An 18341-nucleotide genomic window follows, 5' to 3' on the forward strand; every position below is an offset into this window, starting at 1 on the left:
CGGGTTTTGCAGAAGTTCGGATCTCACGGTCCTTGGATAACCGCGCCAACGGGTCGGCGCCAGAGAAAGCTGGAGGGCTAAGGGCTGGCGGACGCCCCAATGCGGACCCTATCCTCGCCCCGATGGAGCGACTCATGGTGGACGGCAGGTTTTTCCGGCTCGGCGACGAGCGGGTCTTCCTGCAGCTGATCACCTATGGTCCGCTCCCCGGCGGTTGGCCGGAGGACTTTGAGGGCGATTTCAAGCGGATCGCGGCCACCGGGGCTGATGCAATCCGGCTCTACCAGCACGCGCCCCGGCGATTGCTCGATGCGGCGAAAAGCTGCGGGCTCCGGGTGTTTCAAGGTCTCGAGTGGCCTCATGCCTGCGACTTCCTAGGAAATGGCGGCATCGCACCGGGGCTGCGTGCGATGGAGGACGCCTGCATCGAGAATGGTCACCATCCCGCGCTGGCGGGTGTGTTCGTAGCCAATGAGGTTCCGGCCGATCTGGTCCGGTGGATGGGCGCCGAGCGGGTCCGTGAGGCGCTTGAGGCGCTGATTCACTCCGGCAAAGAACGCTGGCCGCATCTGCTCTGGGCTTACGCGAACTACCCGAGCACCGAGTATCTCGAACCGGGCAACGCGGATTTCACCGCGATGAATGTCTACCTCGAACGGGAGCCGGATTTCCGGGCTTACCTGCGGCGACTTCATCACGTGGCGGGCGACCGACCGCTGATGGTGTCGGAGTTCGGCCTCGATTCGATGAGGAATGGAGAGGAACGGCAGGCCGAGGCGCTGGGCTGGGGCATCCGGGCGTGCCGCGAACTCGGGACTGCCGGTGTTGCGGCCTACGCGTGGAGCGACCGCTGGTGGAATGCCGGCGCCGAGGTGAAGGATTGGTCATTCGGACTGATCGACCGCCAAGGTGAGGCGAAGCCGGCGCTGGGAGCGGTGACCGAGGCATTCGCGGCCGACCCGGAACCCGTCCCGGAAACGTCGGCATTCAGCGTGATCGTTTGCTGCAGGGACGGTCGTGAACGGATCGGCCGCTGTCTCGAGTCGCTGAGGATGCTGAACGGGCCCGAGCCGGAGGTGATCGTGGTCGACGACGGCTCTACCGATGGAACCGGCGAGCTCGTCGAAACGAGATTCCCGGAAGTCCGGCTGGTGCGCCTCGAAGCCGGCGGCCTCAGCGCGGCCCGCAATGCCGGTGCCGCCGCCGCCAGCCGCGAGATCGTCGCATTCACCGACGACGACTGCGAGGTCGACCCCGACTGGTTGATCGAACTCGGACATTGCTTCGAGTCCGGCTGGGACGCGGTGGGCGGTCCCAACCTGCCGCCTCCGCCGTCGAACGCGTTCGAGGCGGTGATTGCCTCCGCCCCCGGGGCCGCCAGCCACGTGATGCTCGATGACCTTGAGGCCGAGCACGTGCCTGGATGCAATCTCGCGGTACGACGCACGACGTACTTCGCGATCGGCGGGTTCGATCCGGCATTCCGGACCGCAGGTGACGATGTCGACTTTTGCTGGCGATTGCGCGACGCCGGCATGCGGATCGGTTTCGCTCCCAACGGATTCGTCTGGCACCACCGGCGTCCCTGCGCCAGCGGCTACCTCCGGCAGCAGATCGGCTACGGCAAGGCTGAGGCGCTGCTGATGCGCAAGCATCCCCGCCGTTTCTCACCTTCGGGAGACGCGATCTGGAAGGGCGTCATCTACGGCGGAGGCCCGGTGCGGGTCGAAGGCGAGGCCGTGATCTACCATGGTTCGATGGGAATGGCGGGCTACCAAGGGGTGATCACCCGGATGCAACCCCTGCGGCCGCTTTTCGGGCGCTTCGACCGTCCGGCGTGCCGGCTGCTGCTCAAGCTGCTGACGTGGATCGCGCCCCGGCTCCGTTCCCAAGCGCGGATCGGGAGATTTCGCGGACCGCTACCGCCCCAAGGGACGCTCACCGAAACCCCCGACGCGGAGCTCGCCATCTATGTGTCGGGCGGACGAGAATCCGTGCTCCGGAAGCTGCTGGACCTCGGCTGGGAGGCCGGAGGGCCGACCGACGGCTGGGACGTGCAGAAGGATGGCACCCGGGTACTGGTTGCGTGCGAACACTTCGATGACGGGGCGAGCCGCCTGAGGATCCGGGTTTGGGGCGATGGGTCGCGGCTTCCCGACTTCGACAGCATCGGAGCCTGAAATCCGGCTGGCACGCGCGCCCGGCATGCGCATGCTGTTTGCATGAATTGGAACGTACTCCTGCTGGCATTTTCGCTCGTTATCCCGGTCGCGGCCCAAGCTCCGAAAGAGGAAAGCGTCCGCCCGGGAATCAACGAGAAGTTCCTCGATCCGGAGCTCAAGGTCGACGATTGGCTGAAGCGGTTCGAAGTCGAGAGCCGAGAAGTTTTCCACGCCCGCGATGCGGTGCTCGCCGCCTGCAAGATCAAGCCGGGCATGCGTGTCGCGGATATCGGAGCCGGCACCGGACTCTACACCCGGATGTTCGCGGACGCTGTGGGCAAAGACGGCTGGGTCTATGCGGTCGACATCAACGGAGCGTTTCTGCACCACATCCAGGCGCGGGCGAAACAGGAGGGCCACGCCAACATCTCGGCGATCCTCTGCCCGGAGGATTCGGTCTCGCTGCCGCCGAACTCGATCGATGTGGCCTTCGCCTGCGACACCTACCACCACTTCGAGTATCCGATGTCTACGCTCGCCTCGCTGCTCCGCGCCCTCAAGCCGGGCGGCACCTTCGTGGTGGTCGATTTCAAGCGGATTGAGGGCGAGTCGACCGACTGGGTGCTCGGTCACGTCAGGGCGGGCGAGGAGGTCTTCCGCAAGGAGATCGAGACCGCCGGACTGAAGTTCGAGGAGAAGGTCGAGGTCCCGGGGCTGGAGGAGAACTACTTCCTCCGCTTCTCGAAACCCGCGGCGCCCTGACCCTTGAAGTCAGCCGGGCGACCGGCTAAACGCCGCGTGTGGGCCTGAGAACCAGCGACTTTCACTACGACCTGCCGGAGGAGCTGATCGCCTCCAGGCCGCTCGAGGAGCGTGCCGCCTCGCGGATGCTGGTGCTGCACCGGGACACCGGCGAGATCGAGCACCGGATGTTCCGCGATCTTCCGGACTATCTCCGGCCGGACGATCTGCTGATGCTCAACGACACCAAGGTCATTCCGGCCCGGGTCTTTTCTGACGACGGCAAGATCGAGTTGCTCTGCCTCGACCGGCCCTCGAACACCGAGTGGCGGTGTCTGGTGAAGCCGGGCAAGAAGATGCGCGAGGGCCGGACGGTAACGGTCGGCGGAGCTACGGGGACCGTCGTAGAAGTATTCGAAAACGGTGACCGGCTTGTTCGCTGGGACCGGGAAGTCAGTCTGGACGAACACGGCCACCTCGCGCTTCCCCACTACATGGGTCGAGATGACGAGGCATCCGACCGCGACCGCTACCAGACGGTGTTCGCCAGGGAGGAAGGAGCGATCGCCGCTCCGACCGCCGGCCTCCACTTCACTCCAGAGATGCTTGCCGACATCGATCACGCGTTCCTGACGCTCCACGTCGGCGTCGGCACCTTCCGGCCGGTGAGTGTCGAGACGCCCGAGGAACACGAGATGCACTCCGAGCGCTACGTTCTAACAGAGCAGTCGGCGAAGCGGATCAATGCCGCCGGGAGGGTGGTGGCGGTCGGGACGACCGTGACGCGGGTGCTGGAACATCTGGGGAGGGAAACGGAGCAACCCGGGGGGATGCCCGCGGACGAGCAAGGGTGCTCGTCCCTACCTTTGCGGTTGGAGGAAACGGAGCATCGGGGCGAAACCGACATCTTCATCTATCCGCCTTACCGGTTTCGGGTGGTGGACGTGCTGCTGACGAATTTCCACCTGCCCGAGAGCACACTGATCATGCTGGTAAGCGCTCTGGCAGGGCGGGAAAAGGTTCTGGCCGCCTATCGCGAAGCGGTTCGTGAGCGCTACCGGTTCTACAGCTACGGCGACTGCATGCTGGTGGTTTGAACGGGTGGGTCCTCCTCGTTCGCGGATCCAATGGGTAGGGCGGACCGCCCTCGGTCCGCCGTAGCGTGAAAGACGGTGGGGGCCGGAAGAACCGATGCGGTCGACCGGGGGCGGTCGACCCTATCTGCCCGGGTTCCGGGGCGCGGTCGGAGCCGCGCGGTCCTCTGCCAAAGGTAGGGCGGACCGTCCTCGGTGCGCCGCGGCGTGAAGGACGGTCAGACCCGGTCACCGATCAGTCGCTCCAACCCACTTCCGGGATCCCGATGATCCGGAACGCCTCAAGCTCGGCGTCCCACCGCACCGCCACCCGCAGCGGCGTGCGGGGTCCCGTGACCCGGGGATCGACCCGTTCCGACTCGGGGGCCAGGGAGACCGCGACCACCGGGTCAGGATAGTCCCGGTGCTCCATGAGATAGCCGACCGCTCCGGGAGCCATCGCCGGGTTCTGCCAGCGTTCCTTGAGGGGGCTGAGGAAAACGCGCATTCGTTCGATGTCTCCAGTCTTGCCTTCGGTCAACTCGTACCAATCGGCAGTGCCGTAGGCGACGAGTGATTCCCAATCGATCCGGTAGCGCCCGTCGATCCACTCGAGCGCGACGGCGTATTCCGGTCCGGAGAATGGCTCGACCACGAAGATCAACGCCTCCCGCACGGCACTTGCGGCGATTTCACCGGCTGACACGTCCGCCATGCTGAGAAATGGATGGCTACGGCGTTCGTAGTAGTCTTGCATCAGGGGCAGTACACGGTCCGGGTCCTTCACTTCCCGTGCCTTATCCTCCATGTCCGTCGCCTCGACGTAGCGCGTCCAGACCTCTATCGCCAACCTCCTGCACTGGTCGGGATCGTCCGGACGTCCGGCAACAGACTCGGAGGACGAAGCCCCCGGCTCCGGAGCCGGTTCGGGATCGATAAGGATTCCTCCGAGAATCAGCATCCAGACCCCGAGGATAGCGGCAAGGCCGATGGCGCAGGCGATGAGAATGGTCGTGACGTCCGCTTTTCGGGGACTCCCGTATCCGGATTCCGGCTCCGGACTAGCGGGCTCGGAAACCATGGCGACGACGGCGCAGCAGCAGGCCCATGCCCAGCAGGCTTCCCGTGAGCCAGACGGTGGGTTCAGGCACAACCGTGACCTCGTAACCCAGGTCGCGAAGGCTGCCCTTGGTCACCTCACCGATGTAGCTTCCGCCATTGAGCCATCCGGTCATGAGTTCAAATCGTGAGTCCTGCCCGGTGATCGAAGAAGTGTAGCCGGTCGGGGCACCTCCGTCGCCCTCGTTCCAGTGGCCGTTGGCGGTTCCCGATCCGCCGCCCTTTTCCACCGGGACGTAGGTCGCATCGGAATCGAATTCAGCCTGCCATCCCAGCAGTCCGAACGCACCGTTGTACTGACCTACGGTCTGCCCGTTATTCGGATCGATGACCGACGGATCGGATGCATCATAGAGTCCATTGAAGGACCAGAGTGTCCCGATCCCGAGCACGTGGGCCATTTCGTGAAGCACAACCGCTTCGAATGAACCGGTCGGGCTGCTGAAGTCATCGGCATCGAATTGCATCGTGCCGGTCGTTGCCAGGAGGTATCCCGAGTCGTCGTAACCACCTGTCGAAGGTCCCGCGGATCCGAGAATGCCACCCGAGCCATCGATGCTCACCACCGAGGCGTTGATGACGACGCCGCTGAACTGGGCAGCACCCTGGTTGCCATCGACGTAGTACGGAATGATGCTTTCCCAGATCGCCGCGGCATCCTCAAAGGCCGACTCGAAAGCCGCATCGCCTGAATAATTGACGGTGATGCTGAAGGCAACCGGCGGATCGGAGAGGGAGGAGTCGGGGAATTCCGCTGAAAGAGTCTCGAAGGGAGACCTCGGGATGATCTCGAAATCGGGACGAAGGATCCCCTCGAGTCCGAACGCAGGAACCGCCGATGATCCCATCAGCAAGGCTCCCAAAACGCTGGATCGGGCTCGATTCACTACGAGGTGCTTATTCCATCTCTCCCACCGGGCGCCAGTCCAATCTCATCAGGAGACAGAGGGCCGGGAAACCGATGCGCGGATCGTGTCCGCGCACCGGTCATTCCCACTCTCCGGCACGGGTCGGCTCCCGCCGGCTACGGCTGGTTGACCCGGAAGAACTTCACCGGCTCCTCGGGCGTCACGGCGTGCCAGTACGGCGGGTCGGCGATTTCCACCTCTTCCCATGGACCCGAGGGATCCTCCGCACTTTCCAGAACGCCCAGGCCGTTCCAGACCAGCTGCAGAAGCGTGCTGCTGCCGCCCAAACCTTCGACCTGTTCGGGGTAGATCATCAGTTTGCCCTGGACCACGCCCGCACCCAGATACATCTGGAATCCGGGCGGCAGATCGATCGTCGCAAGATACGGATCTCCGTAAGGGACGCCCGTCATCGCCGCATGCACCACCGCCGCCTTCGCCAACAGGTGGTCGGCCTGCTCGTCGGTCAGCTTCTTCCCCCGCTGGCTCTCAACGTGGCTCATGAAGGCCTCCAACTGGTTGATCGCAGCGTTCATCCGCCCGCGCCGCAGGCTGCTCTTCGAGTTCCGCAGCTTGGCGAGCAGGGCGTTCTTGATGCCGTGGTGGATGTCCATCTGCTCGACGCACTCGATCAGCGCGCACAGCAGCTCCTCGGCCGAGAGCACCTTGACGGTGAACGTGCAGGTGTCCTCCAGCCCGGCCGCATCGATCGCCGTACAGGTCACCAAGGTTTCGCCCACCGGGAAGACCGTCCCCGACGCGGGCGTGCACACGACCACCGGTGCCGGATCGCAGGCGTCCGTCGCGGTGACGCTGAAGTTCACCACCACGCCCAGCGGGCCCAGGGTCGGGACCTCCATGTCGCCCGGGCAGGTGATCACCGGTGGAGTGGTGTCCACCACCGTCACGGTCCTGACCAACTGGGTCGCGGCATTTCCCGAAGCATCGGTCGCATCGTAAGTGACCACGTAGACACCCGGGCTGTCCGCCACCGCGTCGCCTCCGATGACCACCGACACTCCCGCATCACAGTTGTCCGTCACTCCCGCTCCGAGTTCCGTGTAGCTGTCGACCCCGCATTCGAGGGTGACGTCAGCAGCTCCGTTCAGCGTCAACACAGGCGGCGTGGTGTCCTCAACAATCACAGTCCGGAACACCGTGACCGCCACATTGCCGGCGGCATCGGTCACATCGTAGGTCACCAGATACGAACCCAATACCCCAGTGTCGACCCAGCTGCTGTCGATCACGATCGCCGGAGTTAGATCGCCATCGCAAATGTCCGCCGCGGTCGCTCCCGCTTCGACGTAAGCCGCACCGCATTCGACCCGTTGCGGACTGTCGCCGTTGAGCACGATCACCGGCGGCGTCGAGTCCGCGACCGTCACCACCCGGGTCAGTGGCGCCGCCGCGTTGCCCGAAGCGTCGGTGGCATCGTAGGTCACGACATAGATCCCCGGCGTGTGCACATTCACCGTGTCGCCGCCAATGATCACTCCCACGTCCGGATCACATTCGTCCGCCGCGGTCGCACCGAGCTCCGAATAGATGTCGACCCCGCATTCGAGGGTCATCGTGGGCGGTCCGTTCAAGGTCAGCACCGGGGGGGTGCTGTCGACGACGTTGATCGTGCGGAATACCGTGACCGCCGAGTTGCCGGCAGCGTCAGACACATCGTAGGCGACCAGGTAGGAACCCAGAGCCGAGGTATCCACCGCGTTGGTGTCGATCACGATCGATGCCGTCACGTCGCCGTCGCAGTGGTCCGCCGCCGTCGCACCGAGTTCCTCGTATGCGGCACCGCACTCGATCGTTTGGGGATCGTCACCGACCAAAAGGATCACCGGCGGAGTCGTATCGACCACGGTGATCGTGGCGGTGTCGGTATCGGTCTCGCCAAGCGGATCGGTGACGGTAAGCGTGACCGGGGTGACTCCGAGCGGATAGGGACCTGCGGGCGTGACGCTGAGAGTGATCGGGTCGCCGTCCGGATCCGAGGATCCGCCATCGAAGTCGGCTGCCGTTGCAACACCCTCGCAGTTGGCGTTGGCGGGAACCGTGATGCTCTGGGCCACCGCGACCGGCGGCTGGTTGGTGGCATTGACCGACGCGATGTTGTTGCCCTCGTCACACTCCGGAACCTGGCCGTTGGCGTCGATGTAGACCCACACGAACTCCGCTCCTCCAAGCGGCAGGTCATCCGCGGTCAGCGGAACCGATGCACCTGCAGGAAGGTCGACGTTGAAATTACCGCCGAGCTGGGCTCCACCCGCAAGAGGGTTGCCGTCATAGAAGCGTACAAGGACATTGCTGAACGCATTTCCCGACCCGGGGTCGTTGTCGATGACTACCGTGATGTCGGCGGAAACACCGGGATCGATGTCACTGGCGGTCAGGCTGCCGACCGAGAGGTCATTCAGCGAAACCACGAAGGGTACTTCCGGACTGATACCGGTTTTGCCAAGGGCGGTGACACGCAAACGGATCGAAACCGACGCGGGAGGCCCGGCGACGATCTCAGGCGTCGCGCCGGTCGCGTCGTCGAACTGACCGTCGCCATCAAGGTCCCACTCGTAGAGCGTGATCGGATCGCCGTCCGGGTCGAAGGACTCGGTGCCGTCGAAAGTGACGGTGTCGCCGGGCTTGGCGTTGTACGAGATTTGTCCGGCCGGAATGCCAATCGCGGTGGGAGCGACGTCGGTATCGACAGCCACTACCAGCTCGGTCGTCTGGCCGACGCGCTGGGGATCCGAATTATCGCGGACCTGCAGCGAGACGGTGTAGTTGCCGACGACCGAGTAGCCCGGGTTGGTGACGATCGCGCCGACCGCGTCCGGGTTGTCGAAGTCGACCCCGTCACTGGCGTCGAAGTCCCAGCGGTATTCGGAGATCGAAAGCGCCGGATCCGAGTGGAAAGAGCCGGTGCCGTCCATCTGGAAGGAACGTTGGCCGGGCTTGGTGCTGACTTCATCCACCTCGGCGATCACCGCCACCGGGAGGGCCACGGTCACGCTGCGGGTGAGAATCAGCACCCCGTGGGCGGTGGCGATGTCCGGGTCCGTGATGTAGGTTCCAGGCCACTGATTGGTGCTCGCCCAAGAGCCATCCGGGCGCTGGCCGAACATGCTGTTGGTGTTGCGATAGCCTGTGGCGGTGGTGGGGGCGATACCCGCCGCTTCCCCAAGCAGCCAGGAGTCGTAGTCGGCCTGCCAGTCACGCGGACCCGTCGGAGTTTGAAGGGTGCTGACCTCCTGGAGTTGAAGGCCTTTCTTAAGCCCGTACATCCCGTACCACTGGCCGAAGGTTCCGGTAGATGCCGCATCGCTGCTGCCGGTCGAATTCACATGGAAGCTGGCCTCGATGAAATCCAAACCTCTCGCCACATCGGGATCGTTGCCCGGTGTGAGGCCCGCCACTTGCCAGGCCACCAGCGCACCTCCCGTTTTGCCGGAGTTGAGCCACGAATTGTTCGCCCGGTAGCCGATGCCACCGTTGGCGTTCTGCAAGGCTTTGAAGCCTGCGGCGTTGCGGTCCGTCACCCAGGACGGCGTCGTGATGCCCCAAAGATCCTCCGCCGCCCTTGAGACAAGCGCCGGCCATTGCATCGCGGAACCGTCAAGGCCACCGGAGTTCGAAGTCCTGATATTGTAGAGCCAACCTCCACTGCCGGCACCGTCCGACTGCGAGTAGTTGAAGAGATCGATGATGTCCTGAACTGTTTCGTAGTAGGACTTTCCGGCAAGCGGCCCGGAGGGGATGGTGCGTGCTTGGGCGGCGGCGGCCGACTGCTCCGAAGCGATCAAGGCAAGAGCCGCGAAGCTGTTCGCATATGACTCGTGGCCTCCGGCATAAAGATAGGTGCCGACACCGTTGCCGTTGGTGTCCGGATCTCCGAAAGGCTGGGGGGAGATTGAAACATCGCCTGCGGCGACGGTCAGCCAGTTCAAGCCCCGCTGAGTGGTCGGCGCGTAGATGTCTCCGACCGGGTCGTTGCCCGGAAGGTGGCCGTTCTCCTCGAAGGCCAGAACGGTGGCACCTGTCGATCCGACCGTGAACTCGCTCCGGTTGCTGCTTCCAGCCGGGTAAGCGTGCCAAACGCTTTGATCGGCGGCGACCTGATTCTGGTTCAGATACAAGTACCTCAACGCCTTCTCGATCGCCATGTTCACCCGCTGGTCCTGCGTCGGGGTGGAAAAGACCCGGATCGTGCCCGAACGGCTGACCACCGTGCTTGCGGCGTCGGTCACCGTCAGCGTGAAGGTCTTCACCCCGGCGGTGGTGTAGGTGTGGGTTGTACCGATGTCGTCCGGGTTGCCCACGGCGCCTCCGGCATCCGGGGTTCCGTCCCCGAAGTTCAGCGAGTAGGTGTAGGGAGCGGTTCCTCCCCAGGCTCGGCCCCAGACCTGGATCGGCTGGTTGAGACCGGCATTGCCGTAGGAGGTATTCTGCGAGTAGCTCGGCATCACCGAGACCTGCAGTTGGGCGAGGGCTGTCGCGGGTAGCAGGAAGGCTGCCGCGGCGACCAGGGTTCGTGCGAATCGCATGGGGGACATGACTTGGGAGGTTGGGGTGGGGTTAGGAATGGGAACGCAGCGTCAAATGGCGGGACGCCAGCCGCGCAGAGTGCGGTCGTACGCTCAAAGTGCGCACACCGCGCGGGACTCCGAAGAGTTCCTTCGAGGTGCCTCCGGGAAGACGGAGGCCGAGGGGATTCAGTGGGGGGACCACGATCGTGAATCATTCACAGCGAGGGCCTACGCGAAAATACGCATCTAAGCGTATTTCAACCGGGAGGGGGTGGACGAAACCGATGCTGGTAGCGAGGGGGTGGTTTTCCGGTTGTGAGGGCCCCAACAGTTCCCGGCCCTCGGTGGACTGCCTCGGAGCCGCAGCAGGTCGCGGTGGGCCTACCGATGCGCGGATCGTGTCCGCGCACCGGTTGATTCCCACTCTCCGGTCCGGGTCGGCTCCCGCCAGCTACGGCTGGTTGACCCGGAAGAACTTCACCGGCTCCTCAGGCGTCACCGCGTGCCAGTACGGCGGGTCGGCGATTTCCACCTCTTCCCATGGACCCGAGGGATCCTCCGCACTTTCCAGAACGCCCAGGCCGTTCCAGACCAGCTGCAGAAGCGTGCTGCTGCCGCCCAAACCTTCGACCTGTTCGGGGTAGATCATCAGTTTGCCCTGGACCACGCCCGCACCCAGATACATCTGGAATCCGGGCGGCAGATCGATCGTCGCAAGATACGGGTCTCCGTAGGGGACACCCGTCATCGCCGCATGCACCACCGCCGCCTTCGCCAACAGGTGGTCGGCCTGCTCGTCGGTCAGCTTCTTCCCCCGCTGGCTCTCAACGTGGCTCATGAAGGCCTCCAACTGGTTGATCGCCGCGTTCATACGACCGCGACGCAGGCTGCTCTTCGAGTTCCGCAGCTTGGCGAGCAGGGCGTTCTTGATGCCGTGGTGGATGTCCATCTGCTCGACGCACTCGATCAGCGCGCACAGCAGCTCCTCGGCCGAGAGCACCTTGACGGTGAACGTGCAGGTGTCCTCCAGCCCGGCCGCATCGATCGCCGTACAAGTCACCAAGGTTTCGCCCACCGGGAAGACCGTCCCCGACGCGGGCGTGCACACGATCACCGGTGCCGGATCGCAGGCGTCCGTCGCGGTGACGCTGAAGTTCACCACCACGCCCAGCGGGCCCAGGGTCGGAACCTCCATGTCGCCCGGGCAGGTGATCACCGGTGGAGTGGTGTCCACCACCGTCACGGTCCGGACCAGCTGGGTCGCCGCGTTCCCCGAAGCGTCGGTCGCATCGTAGGTGACCACGTAGACACCCGGGGTATCCGCCACGGCGTCGCCGCCGATGACCACCGACACTCCCGCATCACAGTTGTCCGTCACTCCCGCTCCAAGTTCCGTGTAGCTGTCGACTCCGCATTCAAGGGTGACGTCGGCAGCTCCATTCAGCGTCAGCACCGGCGGCGTGGCATCAACAACCGTGATCGTCGCGGTGTCGGTATCCGATTCACCGAGCGGATCGGTGACCGTCAGGGTAACCGGAGTCACTCCGAGCGGATACGGGCCGGCCGGAGCGATACTCAAGGTCAGCGGGTCACCATCCGGATCCGATGAGCCGCCATCGAAGTCCGAGGCGGAGGCAATTCCCTCGCAATTCGCGTTTGCTGGCACGATCAGATCCTGGGCTACCGCGATCGGCGGCTGATTGGTCACGTTAACCGCGTCGATGTTGTTGTCCTCTTCGTACTCCGGTACCTGCAGGTTGGCATCGATGTATACCCACACCAGTTCGGTGCCGCCGAGCGGGAGGTCGTCGGCCGTCAGCGAAACCGTGGCACCAGCCGGGATGTCGACGAGGTAGTTCCCCCCGAGCTGCGCACCACCGGTCAACGGATTGCCGTTGTAGAAGCGCACGAGCACATCGGTGAAGCCGTTGCCAGATGCCGGGTCATTGGAAATCCCGACCGTCACGTCCGCGGAGACGCCGGGATCGATGTCGCTGGCGCTCAGGCTGGCCACCGCCAGATCGTTCGGCGAGGCCACCAGGATAACCTCCTGGCTGACGCCCGTCTTGCCGAGGGCCGTCACCCGCAGGCGCACCGCAACCGCCCCTTCGGTATCGCATGAGAAGGTAGGGGTCTGACCCGTGGCGTCATCGAACTGGCCATCGCCATCGAGGTCCCACTCGAAGAGGGTGATTTCATCACCGTCGGGATCAAAGGACTCGGAGCCATCAAGGGTGATCTCTTCACCGACCCTGCAGTTGTAGGACGGGCGGCCCGCGGGAATGGCCACAGCGATGGGAGCGATATCAGTATCGACCGCTGCGCAGACTTCACTGGTCTGGCCGACGCGCTGGGGATCGGAGTTGTCGCGCACCTGCAGCGAGATCGTGTAGTTGCCAACCACCGAGTAGCCGGGGTTGGTGACGATTGCGCCGACGGCGTCGGGATTGTCGAAGTCGACCCCGTCACTGGCGTCGAAGTCCCAGCGGTACTCCTGGATCGAGAGATCCGGATCCGAGTGGAACGAGCCGGTGCCGTCCATCTGGAAAGCGCGCTGGCCCGGCTTGGTGCTGACTTCGCCGCAGTCGGCGATCACCGCCACCGGGAGGGCCACCGTCACGCTGCGGGTAAGAATCAGCACGCCGTGGGCCGTGGCGATCTCCGCATCGCTTACCGAAGTGCCCGGCCATTGTGTGGTGCTCAACCAAGAACCGTTGGCGAGCTGTCCGAACATGGAGTTGGTGTTCCGCCGGCTGGGGGAAGCGGAAGGATCGAGACCCGACGCGTCACCGAGTAGCCAACAGTCGTAGTCCGACTGCCAGTCGCGAGGTCCCGCACTCGTATTGAGCGTAGAGACCCCCTGCAACTGAAGGCCCTTCTTGACGCCATACATTCCGTACCACTGGCCGAAGGTTCCACCATTGTTGAAGAACGTTCCGCTGCCGCTGTCATTGGCCCAGACACTTCCGATGTAGTTGATACCCTGTTGCACGTCCGGGTCCGAGGTGTCGTAGCCCGCGACCTGGAGTGCCACCAGCGCCCCTCCGGTCTTCACGGCATTCAGCCATTGAACGTTGGACCTGTAGCCGACTCCGCCGCTGGCGTTCTGAAGTGTACGGTACGCTCCGGCGTTGCGTTCCTTCACCCACGCGGGCGTCGACAAACCCCAGAGGTCCTCGGCGGCACGGGAAACCAGAGCCGGCCATTGCATTGCCGAGCCGTCGTTCCCTCCCGAGTTCGAAGTCCGGATGCTATACACCCATCCTCCTGAAGTACCGCCATCCGTTTGGGAGAATGCGAGGAGATCCAGGAAGTCCTGGATGGCATCGTAGTAGCTGGTTCCAGCCAGCGGACCGGCGGGGATCGTACGCGCCTGGGCATCCGCCGCCGAGGTTTCCGATGCGATCAGCGCCAGTCCGGCGAGACAGTTCGAATAGGTCTCGTGACCGCCGGCCCAGAAGTAGACCCCGACTCCGTTTCCGTTGCTGTCGGGATCCCCCGCGGTCTGCACCGAGATGGGATAGGTCGTCGCGAAATTCGTGAGCCAATTGAGTCCGCAGTCAACGGTCGGAGCGTAGATGTCCTGCACCGGGTCATTTCCCGGGAGGTGTCCATTTTCCTCGAAGGCGAGGACTGCCGCACCCGTTGACCCCACCGTGTACTCATTCCTGGTGCTGTTGTTGTTGGATCCCTGCCATAGGCACTGGTCGGGACCGGCCGGATGCTGGTTCAGGTAAAGGAAACGCAGCCCCTTCTCGATCGCCATGTTCACCAACTGGTCCTTGGTTGGGCTCCCGAACACCCGGATCGTGCCCGAGCGGCTGACCGAAGCACTGGCAGCATCCGTCACCGTCAGCGTGAAGGTCTTCAGGCCGGCGGTGGTGTAGCTGTGGGCAGCACCGATGTCATCCGGATTGCCCACGGCGCCTCCGGCATCGGGGGTGCCGTCGCCGAAGCTGAGGGAGTAAGTGTAGGGAGGAGTACCGCCCCAAGCTCGGCCCCAGACCTGGATCGGCTGGTTGATTTCCGCGTTGGCGTAGGAAGTGTTCTGCGAGTAGCTCGGCATCACCGAGACCTGCAGTTGGGCGAGGGCGGTCGCGGGCAGCAGGAGCGCTGCGGCGGCGACCAGGATTCGTGCGAATCGCATGGGAAACATGGCTTTGGAGGAGTTGGAGGTGGGAATGGGAATCAGAATGGGAATCGGAAATGCAGTTCTCAGGGGAAGACCCGCATGGGAACCGGGCGCAGGCCCGGGGTGGAGATCGCGTCGGAACAAGGGACGCCTACAGCGTCGGTCGGAAGGGACCGGCGCAGGGGGGAATCAGGGGGATTTCGTGGAGGGACCACAAATATCGATCATCCACAGCACCTCCCTACGTGGAAATACGCTTCCGTGCGTATTTCTGCGGAGGCTTGCCCTCACGGGCCACGGTGTTTTAAACAGAGGCAAATCCATGTCCCCCGTTTCCCCCCGGATCGATTCCCAGGCCGATCCGCAGGTCCTGTCGGCTGCGGATCTGAAGGCGTTGCTCCACCTGAGTCACCAAGTCGGCACGCAGCCGTGCTTTCGGGAGCTCGCCGCGCAAGCCGTGCAGCGAATCCCCGGGCTGTTCGAGGAACGGGTGGGCGTGGTGCTGCGCAAGCTCGACCCTTGTGGGAAGCTTCTCTGGGAGGTCGCAAGTCCCGGCTGGAAAGGGTTTCGGGTTCGGGAGGAGCAAGGCCACGAAGCTGCTTCCCTGTGGGCGAATGACAGCAAATCGAGGAAGCGCGATTCTTCTCCGAAGGGACGGGCCAAGGCGGCAGAAACGAGGAGCCAACTCCATCGGCGGGTGTCCACGTCCTCCGAATATGCGGTGACCCTTGTCTTGATTCACGAGCGTGAAGACTTCGACGTGAGGGAGATGGCCTTGGTCAACGAGATCGTCCAGATCCTGAAGGTTGCCGATGCCCGTTTCGGACCGCTTTTCTCCGCACTCTCGGTGAGCCGTTCGATGGCCGCAGGCTCGCTGGTCTGCGGGTGGGTGGAAGTCGACCGCCGAACGTGGCGGCCGGTGAGGATCGAGGGCCCGGCGGAGGGTTGGCTCGCCGCACTGCGCGAACTCGACGAGTCCGCAGGCGTGATTCCCCGTCGGCTGCGCCGGTGCATCGAGGGCGATCATGGGTCCGGCACCATCTCCTGCCCGGGAGTACCGAAACCGGGACTCGAGATCCGGAGCTTCCTCTGTGATCGGACCAACCGGATCCTGATCGCACTCAAGCCGTCAACGAACGGAGCCGTGACGGACCATCCGGCACTCACCCGGCGCGAGCGGGAAGTGATGCGCCTGATGGGGACCGGCCGAAGCCGCAGTGAGGTGGCCAGCCAGCTCGGTGTCTCGAAGCGGACGGTCGACAAGCACCTTGAGCACACCTACGTGAAGCTCGGCGTCTCCGGCCTTCACGAAGCGCTGGTCGAGCTCGCCTGCGGCCGGCACGAGTAGGGTCACTCCGGCTTTCGGATCAGCCCGATCGCGCTGTCGGCGAATCGCTTGCCGAGGGTCTTGTACCCTTCGCCGGAGTAGTGAAGGTCGTCCCTTGTGCCCTCGCCCTCTTTGACGGGCTTGTCGTTGAGATCATCGGTGTCGACCCAAGCGCCCTTGGGATCGGCCTCGGCGACCGCCACCTGGGCATCGCGGACCATGGTCCAGTGAGGGTAGCGCTTGTTGTCCATGTCGAAGTCGCTCAGCCGGCCGATGACGAAATGGATATCGTCCCGCTTCAGGTCCTTGCCCAGCTGGTCGATCAGCCCCCGCATGCTGGCGGAATAGACCGACCCGTGGCTTTCCTTCGCGTCGCGTTCCCCCTGCATCCAGACGAAGGTCACCGTGTCGAACTTCTGGTCCTTCGTCGCCGCGGTGACCTTGGTCATCATCCGGTCATAGAGGTCGCCGGTTGCCTCCGGTCCCTCGCCCTCGGCCGGCTTCCACGCTTTGAACCAGCGCCGGATCGGCTGGCCGCCCTGCGCATCCTTGATCACCACGACGTTCTCCTTTCCGAACGCTTCCTCGACCGTCGGCGTGAACGAAATCTCAGGCTTGAGCCCGGCCATGTTCGACTGCCCGGAGAGAATGAACAGGTGACGCTCGGCGGCGGCGGGCAGGACGAAGAATGCGAACGGCAGGATAAAGTGGAGGATTCTCATGATTTTCAAGGCGCGGCCTCAGGTCGATTACGCGCATCCTGCCAAATCCTTGCCGTCGAGTTTCGCGGCCGGGCCTCAGGACGGTCTCCATCCGGGGTCCACCCGATCCGCCCAGACGGTCCACTCGGGCCCGTAGTCCACGTCCCGGCAGTTCTCGAACCACGGCCCGCCACTGGTGAAGTGGACGGCGTCGGGAACTCCCTCTTTCGGCCGGTCATCCCATCCTTCCAGCCAGTTCCACGAGCCCGGAAGCTCGCCGATTTCGGTGCAGGCCGCCCACTGCAAGCGGTGCAGATAGGCCGCGCTCTCGCGGTTGATCCGGTCCGGAGTCAGCCGCCGGGCAGACGGGTGGCTGCAATTGATCAGCATGAACGACGACCAGTTCTTGCGTGGGTAAACCGACTGGGCCCTGCCGTCCATCTTGGTGGTCGCCGTCGGCCGGTAGTCATGATGCACGCAGACGACCGCCTTCGAGGGATCCTGGTATTCCGCCAGCTTCGCCACATCTCCGAAGAACAGGAAGTCGCAGTCGCAAAACAAGGCCCAGCCCGAGTAGCCCGCCAGCCAAGGAGTGAAGAAGCGCGAGTAGGTGAACTCCGTTGAAGCGAGCGGATCGATCTCACGCTCGTAAACTCCACGCGCCAGCAGGTCGTCCAGCTTGATCGGCTCGATCATTACCGGCACCGAGGCGTTCGCCAGCAACGAGGCGCGCGCCACTTCGTAAGCAATCGCTTCCCGCGAATCCCAGCCGATGAACGCCCTCAGATCCTTCATGATCCCTCCGCTCGGAATGACGTCTCCATGATGGCGATATCGTACCGCCGGCAACGGGCCCGCAGCCAGTTTTTCTCAAGATCCCACTGGTGGCCTCTCCATCCCTCGAACGAGAACCCGCAGATGGTGATCCGGTCGTCAGGAACCGACAACCGCGTGAGGAAGTGATGTATACCGAGATATCCTGTACTCGGGCACGGATTCTCCCCACCCGTCCGGAGATCGCGAAGGGCCGCCCGGTATTCCCGTGTCGTCAGGCACCGGACCGGCTTCCCCATCGCCTGGAAGGCGGCGATGGTCGGCTCGATCCAGTCATAGCGCCGCCGTTCCCGGATCCATCTGCGCAGCGGAACGCCATACAGCCGCAAGCTCAACCAGTTGTAGTTCAGGATCACCTCTCCGGCGGCACCGACGATCGGGCTCCGCCAGTAGTCGGAGTCGTCGAGACGACGCTTCATCGGAATATCGCAGGCGTTGACGAAAAGAAGGTCCGTCCGTGTTCCGGTCATCCCGATCGACCGTTTCGGCTGGTTGAACCGGATGACGAAGTCCGAGGCGTCAATCTCGTCGGAGAGGTCCCGAGAGACCTCGCCGTTACCGATGATGAAGATGCGGCGGCTCATCGCGGGGAAGGAAGGCAATCGTCCGGAAAGGGATTCCAACCACAGTCGGGCATGACCCCGTACGAACTCGGGAGAATGATCTGACTCTTTCCGATGGCAATGGATGGAAACGCCAAGTCGCCGAGGACGCAAAGGAAAGCAATGGCATCGATTCTGGCGGTCACTCCGCACGGAGGCGAACGCCGGTGCGCTTTCCGAAAACCGTTGCACCTGGAACGGGGCCGATGTTCACTG

Annotated in this window: 11 protein-coding genes; 4 read left to right on the forward strand and 7 right to left on the reverse strand. The window is 63.9% G+C overall.

Annotated elements, in window-relative coordinates; genetic code table 11:
* Positions 1–122 precede the first annotated feature (122 nt).
* From HAHE_RS08770 to queA, 3 genes are read left to right on the forward strand one after another with little or no spacing between them, the layout of a single operon-like run.
* On the forward strand, positions 123–2180 hold the full coding sequence (locus HAHE_RS08770; RefSeq protein WP_338690269.1) for a glycosyltransferase: 2058 nt from the start codon (positions 123–125) through the stop codon (positions 2178–2180).
* Between the two features lie 42 nt (positions 2181–2222).
* Complete coding sequence (locus tag HAHE_RS08775) at positions 2223–2924, forward strand: methyltransferase domain-containing protein (protein WP_338690271.1); 702 nt, start codon at positions 2223–2225, stop codon at positions 2922–2924.
* 44 nt (positions 2925–2968) lie between these two features.
* Entirely contained in the window at positions 2969–4000 is a 1032-nt protein-coding gene (gene queA / locus HAHE_RS08780; RefSeq protein WP_343218207.1) for a tRNA preQ1(34) S-adenosylmethionine ribosyltransferase-isomerase QueA, read from the forward strand.
* A 232-nt stretch (positions 4001–4232) separates the two neighbouring features.
* Here queA and HAHE_RS08785 read toward each other — a convergent pair whose 3' ends face one another.
* The 4 genes from HAHE_RS08785 to HAHE_RS08800 form a co-directional block, all read right to left on the reverse strand.
* The gene (locus HAHE_RS08785) at positions 4233–5057 is read right to left on the reverse strand and encodes a hypothetical protein (RefSeq protein WP_338690273.1); all 825 of its coding nucleotides are present in this window, start codon (positions 5055–5057) and stop codon (positions 4233–4235) included.
* Positions 5038–5982 (reverse strand): hypothetical protein, encoded by a 945-nt coding sequence (locus tag HAHE_RS08790; protein ID WP_338690274.1) that lies wholly within the window; start codon positions 5980–5982, stop codon positions 5038–5040. The genes HAHE_RS08785 and HAHE_RS08790 overlap by 20 nt, the downstream gene beginning before the upstream one ends.
* A gap of 137 nt (positions 5983–6119) precedes the next feature.
* A complete protein-coding gene (locus HAHE_RS08795) occupies positions 6120–10547 on the reverse strand; it encodes an immunoglobulin-like domain-containing protein (RefSeq protein WP_338690275.1) in 4428 nt (1475 codons plus the stop codon).
* Between the two features lie 433 nt (positions 10548–10980).
* Positions 10981–14676 (reverse strand): HYR domain-containing protein, encoded by a 3696-nt coding sequence (locus tag HAHE_RS08800; RefSeq protein ID WP_338690276.1) that lies wholly within the window; start codon positions 14674–14676, stop codon positions 10981–10983.
* A 307-nt stretch (positions 14677–14983) separates the two neighbouring features.
* Here HAHE_RS08800 and HAHE_RS08805 point away from each other — a divergent pair, with 307 nt between their 5' ends.
* Positions 14984–16009 (forward strand): helix-turn-helix transcriptional regulator, encoded by a 1026-nt coding sequence (locus tag HAHE_RS08805; protein ID WP_338690278.1) that lies wholly within the window; start codon positions 14984–14986, stop codon positions 16007–16009.
* Positions 16010–16011: 2 nt separating this feature from the next.
* Here HAHE_RS08805 and HAHE_RS08810 read toward each other — a convergent pair whose 3' ends face one another.
* From HAHE_RS08810 to HAHE_RS08820, 3 genes are all read right to left on the reverse strand, one after another.
* A complete protein-coding gene (locus HAHE_RS08810; RefSeq protein WP_338690279.1) occupies positions 16012–16710 on the reverse strand; it encodes a sialate O-acetylesterase in 699 nt (232 codons plus the stop codon).
* Between the two features lie 75 nt (positions 16711–16785).
* Complete coding sequence (locus HAHE_RS08815) at positions 16786–17484, reverse strand: glycosyltransferase (RefSeq protein WP_338690281.1); 699 nt, start codon at positions 17482–17484, stop codon at positions 16786–16788.
* Positions 17481–18107 carry a hypothetical protein gene (locus HAHE_RS08820; RefSeq protein WP_338690283.1) on the reverse strand — a complete coding sequence of 209 codons (627 nt, stop codon included), beginning with the start codon at positions 18105–18107 and terminating at the stop codon, positions 17481–17483. Before HAHE_RS08820 ends, HAHE_RS08815 begins: the two co-directional genes overlap by 4 nt.
* Positions 18108–18341 lie beyond the last annotated feature (234 nt).

This window comes from Haloferula helveola (assembly GCF_037076345.1).
Classification (GTDB): Bacteria; Verrucomicrobiota; Verrucomicrobiia; order Verrucomicrobiales; family Akkermansiaceae; genus Haloferula; species Haloferula helveola.